The following is an 8883-nucleotide window of genomic DNA, read 5'->3' as shown; positions in this document are numbered from 1 at the left end:
GTCCGACGCCGAATTCCTGCACCGCCTGCCATCGCCCACCGGGCTGCGCATGCTGATCGACGGTGCCCAGGGCCATGCCGACGAGGCGCTGGTCAGCCCGCTGGCCGCGGCCATCGACGCCTTCCAGTCGCTGCTGGACCGGCTGCCCGGTGGTCGCCAGGGGCTGGATGCCCAACTCGGCGCCAACGAGGAAGACGTGCGCGCCCGCCGCGAGCACATGGCCCGCCAGGCCTCGTTCAAGGCCGTGTCCTTTCTGTTCGGCCACTACGCCGAGACCGTCAGCACCGCCTTGTTCATCGTGCCGAGCCCGGACGGCCGGCACCTCGATTTCATCGAAGTGCATCGCCGCATCGGCCTGCAGCGGGTCACACCCGGCACTGCGGTGCCGCTGCTGAGCCTGCATGTGCAGGACGAGGTCGCGCCCGATGGTGAGGAGCCGCGCATGCGCAGCCTGGCAGGTAGGCCCGGTACCGACGACGCGGCCGATTTCATCCTCGCCGAAGCCAGCGGCCAGCCGCTGCCGGCGCTGCAGCTGGAACGTGAAGGGCGCATCAACACCTTCGTGCTGCCCGGCGACAGTGCTGCCATCCCCAGTCCGCTGACCACTGCCTTCCGCGCCGACCGCGGGCACCAGCTGGACGATGCCGCCAGCAGCCAGATCCTGCGCATCTACATGCTGCACACCCCGTGCCACCGCCTGGTGCGCGACGTCTTCATGGCCGAAAGTCTGTGGCCGCGGGCCCGCCCGCGCATCACCTTCTTCCTGCCCGGCCCCACCGGCGTGCCGCTGGCGCCACCGGACCCGACCCATCGGCACTACCGGCAACTCAACCTCAGCGCCACCATCGACCCCCTGCCGCACGGCATGCCCGACGACAGCAAGCCCTGGGCGCTGGCCGGCGTGCCGGACCACCAGGACACGCTGGCCCTGGCGCTGCAGCGCGCAGGCTTGTCTGGCCAACGCTTCCGCGGCTGGCGCTGCGAGATGGCCTACCCGGTGCCGCTGATCGAGATGCAGATCGTGATCGACAACATCGATCCGGCCGCCAGCGCTGCGAGCTAGAAGCTCAGGTCTTCCGGCAACGCATAGCGGAAGCGCTTGGGATCGAACGCCAGCTCCCAGGTCTTCTGCGGCCGCTGTTCGCCATTGACCAATCCGCCGCCCGTGACGCTGAAGCTCAACAAGCCCTTGGCCGGCACCGGGCCGGCGCGGTAGGTCCAGCGGGCGTGGCTGCAGCGCCGCTGTTCTTCGGCTGCAGCCGTTTCCTCGTCGTCCACCTTGCCGTCGGCTTCGGTGACCGCTGTGCCGGCCTGGCCTGCCGTGGGTTCGCATGCGCTGCCAGGGCCGTCTGCCAGCGAGGCCGGGAAGCGGACCAGCTCGGCGATGTCGACCTCGTGCGGCGCCATCACCACCTGCCAGGTCGCCGCCGGCTTGTCCGCCGCCTTGGCGTCGTAGTGCGTGGTCAGCACCCAGCCCCAGGTCTTGGCGCCCAGCGCCATGAACTTCACGTCCTGCGGCTGCAATGGCCTGGCACCTTGCTCCTGCCGCAGTGGCGTGCTGACCTCCAGCAGCGAACCGTCGCGCTTGGCCATGTTGCCCTTGACCTGGAACAGCCCGGTCAGCGCCGGCTCCGCCTGGGTGGGCCGCAGCGGCGTGCCGGCGGCGACGAAATACAGCTCGTCGTCACCTTGCGCGCCGTCTTCCGGCCCCACCTTGGCCTGCTGCACCACCTGCATCAGGTAGTGCACCTGCTGCGGCCCGGTCCACAGCCAGCCCTTTTGCTCCGCAGAGTAGGCACCATAGTTGCGCTGCATCACCGCTTCGATGACTTCGTCGGCCTCGATGCGGATGGGCACATGGTGGCGCTGCGTCTGCAACCAGAACACGGTGGCGGCAGCGGCCAGCGCACCCACCACCAGCAGCGCATGGGGCAGCCAGGCTCGCGGGGTCTGGCGCACCGTGGTGGGCCGGGGCGTCAGCCGGGAGTCTTGCGAAGAATCCAGTGAGCTGGAGTCGTAGTCGTCGATGGGCATGGACAGCCAAGGGCCCGGGGCGGAACAGGTCGCCATTGTCGCTTGGCCGCGAAAGCCGGCAGGACCAACCGGTGCTCACCTCGCGGCGGTGGGGCTTGTCCGTGCGTCGTCTCTCCCTTGTGTCCTGGTCTGATCGAACGCGATCAATGCGCCGCTGCAGAGGCAGGGCTCTTCGCCTCGGCGAGGCCGGGCAAGGCCCGCTGGACGGCAATCTCCCTGGCGGCCTCCAGCCAGTTCGTCGGAACGGCAGCATCGTTCCACTCGACAGCCTGCCATTGGCCGCCCGGGCTGGCTTGACGGTACAGCGCCGAGCGCAAAGTCCTTGTCGGCTTGGCTGATCGACCCGGTGGGCCAGCACACGGCCAGCCAGGGTTCGATGACCAGCCTCTAGTGGCCTGTCAGCCTTGCAGTACCGCCCGCGGTCCCCAAGCCGCATGAACCGGCGGTTCAGGCAACCGGAACGGGTCGTTCTCTTCGATTTGACTCTCGGCTTCAATGGACGCAGGCCAGGTGGGCAGCTTGCAGCTCTTGAAGACCAGCCAGCGGCAGAGCGCCAGCGGCGCATACAGCGGTGACAGAGCGTAGCGGGCTTCATACCAGGAGGCGGGCATTGCCATCACGACCCAGTCGAAACAGTTCCGCCAAGACGTTCGGACAGACAGGTCAATGCGGCGCAAGGGAACTTGCAAATCGGGGGCCACGGCGCGAGCCTGCTCGGAAGCATCTTCGAACACATGCTCGGGGCCTTCTTCCATGTACCTCCGGATGAATTCCCAGATCTCCTCGATCTTTTCGTCAGCGTCGAAATAATGCCCCACGGCAAAGGTATGCAGGATCTTCCGATCAGCATCGCAAACGTGGCAGCGGAGGTCCCGCAGAAAGGTCTCGTCGCCATTGGCACGGCCGATATGGAAAAAGGCCTGATCCCACGGGACACTGACCACCCCGCCATCACGCTTGCTGAGGAACGCATGCACCATGCGTGTCTTGCGATTAAAGCGGATAGGGTAATAGGTGAATGTAAAAAAATCCTTGAGAAGGATTAATTTACTAAGAAATATACCGCTGCCCCAGAAGATAACCGCTAAGAAGACTTGGTGCCCCAGGAGGCTATTTCCGTCCCAATCAGTAAAGCCCAACTTTATTGCAGATGCAACCCAGAAACCGACGAAAAGCACCACAGCGAGTAGGCACATCAGTGTGGCAATCATGCCGCGCTGCCTGAACTGGCGATCAATGATCTCTATGAAAGTGGAGTTGAAGCGAATCAAACTTGCATGATTATCACTCCGGGAGTAACGGCGACCACGAAGGAGTTCGCGATCTTCTTCGCCGCCCGAAACGCGCTCGCCATGTGGAAATGGCTGAAACCATCCGCTGTACATTGTCAAGTCTCGCTTAAGGCCTTCAATGCCTCGAGTTCTTCAGCAAGTGAAGGGAATCCATCGCCATCTTCATGTTTTCCCCAGTATGACTTGTGCAACCACTTTTGGACTTTGGTTGGCTTGAAGTACCCGACTACCAGATAAATGGCTGCAACCACCAGCGATAGCAGGAACCCCCAAGGGCCGGTGTAGCCGATCAAAGTCAGAATGGCGCCGACGATGGAGAACAACCCCAGTGCAATGACGATACTTCCGTAGGTGGGACTGATACCCAGGGCCTGATACCCTTCTTTGAGCGCCAAGGCGCCGCTGATGAACCCCCCAACAGCCCCAATCACCTTGCCACCATAGCCCAGCAACTTGGCACGGGTGTCCAAGTTGTTGAGCAGGAATTTCACCGGCTGCCCCAGTTTCTGGGCGCCCCACGACGTGGCTTGAAGGGCTCCGCCGACCGATTCGATGATGGCGCCGCTGAGCGATGCAATGGCACCGGCGAAGGCAACCATTTTTGTCGTCTTCTCGGACCCATGGGCTTTTGCCATGTCCGTGTAGGCGCTTCGTAACGTGAGAGCGATGAAGAAACTGGCGGCGATGTTGATCTTCACGTCCCGCGCGAACATGTTGCGCATGCCCGATTCCAGCATGTCGTTCGCCTGCCGGAGTTGCAGCACACGGCCTGCGACGAGTTCGTCCCGCGTGCTTCGCAGGCTGCGTGAAGCGTACTCCTTCAAGCTTTCCGCCTCTACTCTGTCCACGAGCGCAATCGCGTTGTACGCATATTTTGTACCTCTCAATTCCTCGGCTTCATCCAGTATGGTTCTGACCTTCGTGCGATATTGATTGCTCTCCTTGCCAGAGTATTCTGCAATGGCATCCGCCAGTCGCCTTACAGCCATCTTTCGGGTGGTCACCGCACGCATGTCGATGAGCACGAGATTGGGATTTCCCGCCTTTGCGAGGGAGCCCAGCAGCGCCATCAATCGCTTTTCCGGCAACTTTGCGGCTGTCCATGCGGCTGCGTTGTCGAATGCAATGCCGATCTTGTGAAGCATGGGGCCGGCCACTTGCTGTGTCAGGCGTACCACGGCGTTCATGGACTTGTTCATGGCGGTCGGGGTCGTGACCGGTGCCTTGTAGTGATCGATTTTGGCCAACTTCTTGAAGCTGCCCCATGTCTTCTCCGCGATCTTGTCCCATTTGAACGGGTCGAGCTGCATGGCCTTGCCATCTCCGCCATCGCCAGAGGCGTTGTGCGTCCACTCCTTGAGGGCAGCGTCCTGGTTGAGCATCAGCGCCCTGAGGATGAGGCTTCGGGCCTGGGTCGGATCTTGTTCGAGTTGAGTCGAGATGAACTCCCATACGCCACGCCGGCCGGAGGCATCGTTCAGGACAACCGAGAGCTTCAGCGTATAGGCCTCGCCGTTCTCCGGGTCCGCCGGATCGAAGTTGTATTGGAAATACTGGGCCATCGCGTCGCTCTCCAGCCATTTGCGATAGATGGCATCCAAGGGGCGGACGACCTGTGATTCGAAATCCGACAACTCCTTTGGAAACTCCGTGTTCAGGTAATTGTCGACGGCGGTTTTTCGGTACAGGCGGACGTGATCCTTCTCCCATTCTTCGGCACCAATGACATCTTGACGTTCTTCCGAGATGTAGCGGAGATTGCCGTACTTCTCTGGGATTGAACTTCCACGCATGAACGGCCCCGCGTGGGCGGGCATGATGGACAGCAGGATCCCCCCTGCGGTCTGCTGTGAGTCGCGTGCGCTTTCGACGGCGCCGTTCTGCACCGCGAGCCGGAGCACTTCAACCGTTTGTGCCGACTCGCGCTTCCATCGCCGTTCGGGCTGTTCGTACCAGGCCACCAACCGGTTCAGGATCTGCTGGTTGAGGTCTGCCGCGATGCCCGTGGGGTCATCGAGCGCCACCATCATGGGCGGTACGCCATCGGACACCTTGGACAGCGCCTGCACGAAGCCATCCTTTGTCATCGCTAGCGATTCGAAGCGCGTCAGCGAGTCCGAAAATGCGGGATGTGGCAGGTTTGAGGAAAACCAGGCCAGCACATTGTTGGACTGCTGGCTGAATTCGGCGACCGCATCGAGGTGCGCAAGCGGCGAGCCAACGTGGGGCTGGGTCGTGGCCCCCTTGCCGTCCACCCAGGCGCGGGCGTCGATCTTCCGCATCGAGCTACGACGGTTGTCCTGGTTGGCTTTGTAGGCCTTCAACGTGGCTGGCGTCCAGGGCGTGTCCGAGAAGGTCAGGTACACGTTGCCGATGTGCTTCGCGTTCGGCAATGCGATGCACCGCGCCGCCTGGGCGCCGGGCCGCCGGCCGCAGGGTTCGCCCTGGGGGGCATCGGCAGGAGGGGCTGCCTGATCCAGGTTGAACTCGAAGAGGTAGCCTTTGGCGCTGACCTGGTATCCCTTCCAGCCGGCATCCCCCAGCTTTTCGTTGAAGAGGTACAGGTAGCCGGGCCGCACGGTGCGGAGGGTGTATTGGGTGAGTGCTGGAGGCAGCGCATACGCTGCCAAGCCGGCGCCGAACGGCGCGCGCAGCGGTGGGACGGGTTGCGGCAGCATCACATCCGTGCGCGCCACGGCGTAGAGGGCGGGGAACAGCAGCAGCCCTCTTCGATCACACAGGTCGCACTTGTTGCTCAAGTCGTCGCATGGCGACCGTGCGGGCGCCGCCGCTGCCGCGCCGGCCTTCTTCGCGGACTGGCTGGCGTTCTGGTTGTCCCATTGCCCGCCAGCCTCGCTGGGCAGGTACTTGTACGACGCCTGCCAGCGCGCACTCATGCCCTTCTCATGGCCCTGGGTTTTGGTGGTCCAGTGAAGGATCTGCAGGCCGCCAGGGGTCAGGTGGCACTCGGCGGTCACCGAGGTTGGCGAGGTGAAGTGCCAGCACTTCACGTTGCCGGTCTTGGGATCCCTCGCAACTTCGTACCAGCCGGGTTTGAATGTGGACATGTTCGTTTGCTTTCTGGCCCGACGGCGGTTCAGCCGCGGGTGGTTAAAGGCGCCAGCTGCCCCGCGTCTGCCAGTTCCTGCATCCCCGCGAGGTAGCTTTGCTCTCCGGCCCTGACCTGCCCGAGCAGCCGGCGCACGGCCTCGACGTCGTGCACGTCGGCCCCGAACTTCACCGCATTCACTGCGTACTGGATCTGGTCGTCCGGGTCGGCGAGCGCCTCGTCGACGATGGCGCGCCGCACGAGATCGTCCAGCTGGTCGAGCGACTCAGGCGAGGGCGGGGCGGGCAGCAACTCGTCGGCCTGCAGCTTCAGGGCGGTTCGGTTCAGCAGGTCCAGGCGGGCCAGCGCGTCGATCTGGGCAAGCGACAGCACCGGGCGGAGGCCGGTGGCCGGGCGATTCGCCACACTGCGCCGCCGCCAAGTTCGGGCAAGGCCATCGAACCAGGTCCAGGCCCGAGCTGGCCAGATGAAGCCATCAAGCTGTTGATCGGTGAAGATGCGTGGCAGGTGCTGGAAGACGCGCGGGTCCGGGTAGCGGAAAAAATAGGAGCGGGAACTGCGTTCTAGCCGCAGCAGCAGCTGCCGGCCCAGGCGGGCCTTCAGGCTGGCGAACGATTCACTGGTCTCGAGCAAGGCGCCGAAAAGGGGCGGCAGCTGTTGGGCCATGCGCGCTTCGGCCAGGTCCAGGCATTCAAGCCGCAACGCCAGCGGGATGTCACGCAGGCAGGCCAGTCGCGGCAACAGGCGCGCGTCGCATTCGAACTGCTCGGTGCCCAGCGGCTGGGCCTCGAGCGCGATCCACATTGGTTCATCGACATCGGACGGGTTCAGCAACGCGAAGTCTTGCGCGAGCAGAACGCGATGGTCGAGGACAGGCAGGTCAACCGTCATCGCCGGTCAATTGCCCGCGGCGACCAGAGCCGCACCGGACGCGTTGGCGCCGTGCATTCGGAATTCGCACAGCTTGACCTCGGCGGGTTTGGCGAGTTGGGCATTGGCTTGCATCGAACTTGGTCCAGTCAGATTCTTTTGTGCCGCCTTGAACTCCACCTTCCCCGGCCCCTTGAGCGTGATGGACCCCGACTGGATGTCGAGTGCCGCCCCCGCCGCGGTCAGCAGCACATGGTTCGGCGCGCCGATCAGCACATTCGCGGTGGTGCTCACCACTTCGACAGACAGGCTCGCGGCGAGACTGGCGGTCGAAGTATTTGCACTGGCCTGCAAGCTGCCAGTCGCGGCATGGATCGCAAGGCCTGTTTCCGCGTTGGGCTTGTTGGGGTTGTTGGCCTTGCCATGGGTGAACAGCACGACACCGCCGTTGGCGACCATGCTGTGGTGACCCTGGGCGATGCTGGCAATGTCCTGTCCGGCCGACAGCGTGAGGTTGGCGCCGCTGCTGGTGATGGCGTGGGCAGGCGTGAACAGGCCGATTCCGGCGGGCGCGGCCAGCACCAGCTCGGGCCTGCCCCAGGCGGGCACGCTGCCCCAGCCGCCTTCGATGGCCACGGTGCCGTCCGAGCTGGCCGGGTTGGCACCACCCTGGCGGCTGTCCGTGGCGGCCAGGCTTTCGTTGAGCGCCTGCATGCCTTGTTCTGCCGGCAACTGCTTGGCCGTGTCTTCCGGCTTGGCGCCTTGCACGTCGGGCTCGTCCTTGAGCTTGGCCAGGTGGGCCTGCGCCGTCTCGGCCAGCGTGTGCACCAGGTCCTGCGCGGCTTGCAGTTGCTGCAAGGGGTCGCGTGATTGCAATTGCAGGCCACCGGCGGTGCTGGGCGCTTCGGCATGGGCGCTGACCAGCAGGCCACTGCCGGCGCGCAGCGCACCGTGCCCCGCAGTGGCCAGGTCCAGGCCATGGCCGCGCGGGGCCAGGCGCTGGTTGTCGTCCTGCTGGATCAGGTGGCCCAGCTGCAAGCGGCTGCCCAAGGTGCTGGCGCCGAGCTCGATGCGGTTGGCGCCGGGGCTGTCGTCGAACACCAGCTGCGTGTAGCCGCCAAAGCCGCTGGCGCTGCTGCCCAACTCCTGGCTCTTGTGGCCCAGCATCACGGCCGGGTGCTGGTGGCCCTGGCGGTCGCCCGCAGCCGTTTCGCCCGGGAACCAGGCCGGCGCATTGCCGACTGCACCGGCTGCGCCCGCGGCCACCTGGTTAGCCTGCGCATCGGCCGTGCCTTCACCGTTGTAGGCCGAGCCGATGACCACCGGGCGGTCGATGTCGCCGCCGACAAACGCGACCGCCACCTCATGGCCCACGCGCGGGATGAACACCGCGCCATGGTTGTCGCCGGCCTGCGCCTGGCCCACGCGCACCCAGGTGAAGCTGGCGTCGCTGGCGGGGGCGTTGTCGTCACCGGCCGGGTGGCTCAGGCGGTGGCTGGCGCCCGCGCCGCGCTGCCAGTGGAACTGCAGCTTCACGCGGCCGTCGCGGTCGGTCATCACCGGGCCACTGCTGCCTCCGCCGCCCATTACCAGCGCCGTCTGCGTGCCATGCACCGT

6 protein-coding genes are annotated in these 8883 nt (G+C 64.7%); 1 reads left to right on the top strand and 5 read right to left on the bottom strand.

Annotated elements, in window-relative coordinates; genetic code table 11:
• Positions 1 to 1063: hypothetical protein (locus FKP22_RS32015; protein ID WP_170200877.1), on the top strand; the 1063-nt coding region annotated here is incomplete at its 5' end.
• On the opposite strand, the gene FKP22_RS12860 is transcribed toward FKP22_RS32015, so the two are convergent.
• The 5 genes from FKP22_RS12860 to FKP22_RS12840 form a co-directional block, all read right to left on the bottom strand.
• Positions 1060 to 2034, bottom strand: coding sequence for a hypothetical protein (locus FKP22_RS12860; RefSeq protein ID WP_141287887.1), 975 nt, complete (start codon positions 2032 to 2034; stop codon positions 1060 to 1062). The genes FKP22_RS32015 and FKP22_RS12860 overlap by 4 nt on opposite strands.
• Positions 2035 to 2432: 398 nt before the next feature.
• Positions 2433 to 3419, bottom strand: a complete 987-nt coding sequence (locus FKP22_RS12855) for a DUF6708 domain-containing protein (protein WP_141287886.1) — start codon at positions 3417 to 3419, stop codon at positions 2433 to 2435.
• 2 nt (positions 3420 to 3421) lie between these two features.
• Entirely contained in the window at positions 3422 to 6394 is a 2973-nt protein-coding gene (locus FKP22_RS12850) for a T6SS effector BTH_I2691 family protein (protein WP_141287885.1), read from the bottom strand.
• Between the two features lie 29 nt (positions 6395 to 6423).
• Complete coding sequence (locus FKP22_RS12845) at positions 6424 to 7287, bottom strand: DUF4123 domain-containing protein (RefSeq protein WP_141287884.1); 864 nt, start codon at positions 7285 to 7287, stop codon at positions 6424 to 6426.
• Positions 7288 to 7293: 6 nt separating this feature from the next.
• A partial coding sequence (locus tag FKP22_RS12840) for a type VI secretion system Vgr family protein (RefSeq protein WP_141287883.1) occupies positions 7294 to 8883 on the bottom strand: 1590 nt, incomplete at its 5' end.

The sequence above is a fragment of the Ideonella azotifigens genome, assembly GCF_006519715.1.
Taxonomy (GTDB): domain Bacteria; phylum Pseudomonadota; class Gammaproteobacteria; order Burkholderiales; family Burkholderiaceae_C; genus Ideonella; species Ideonella azotifigens.
This window is presented reverse-complemented; position numbering and strand designations above follow the sequence as displayed.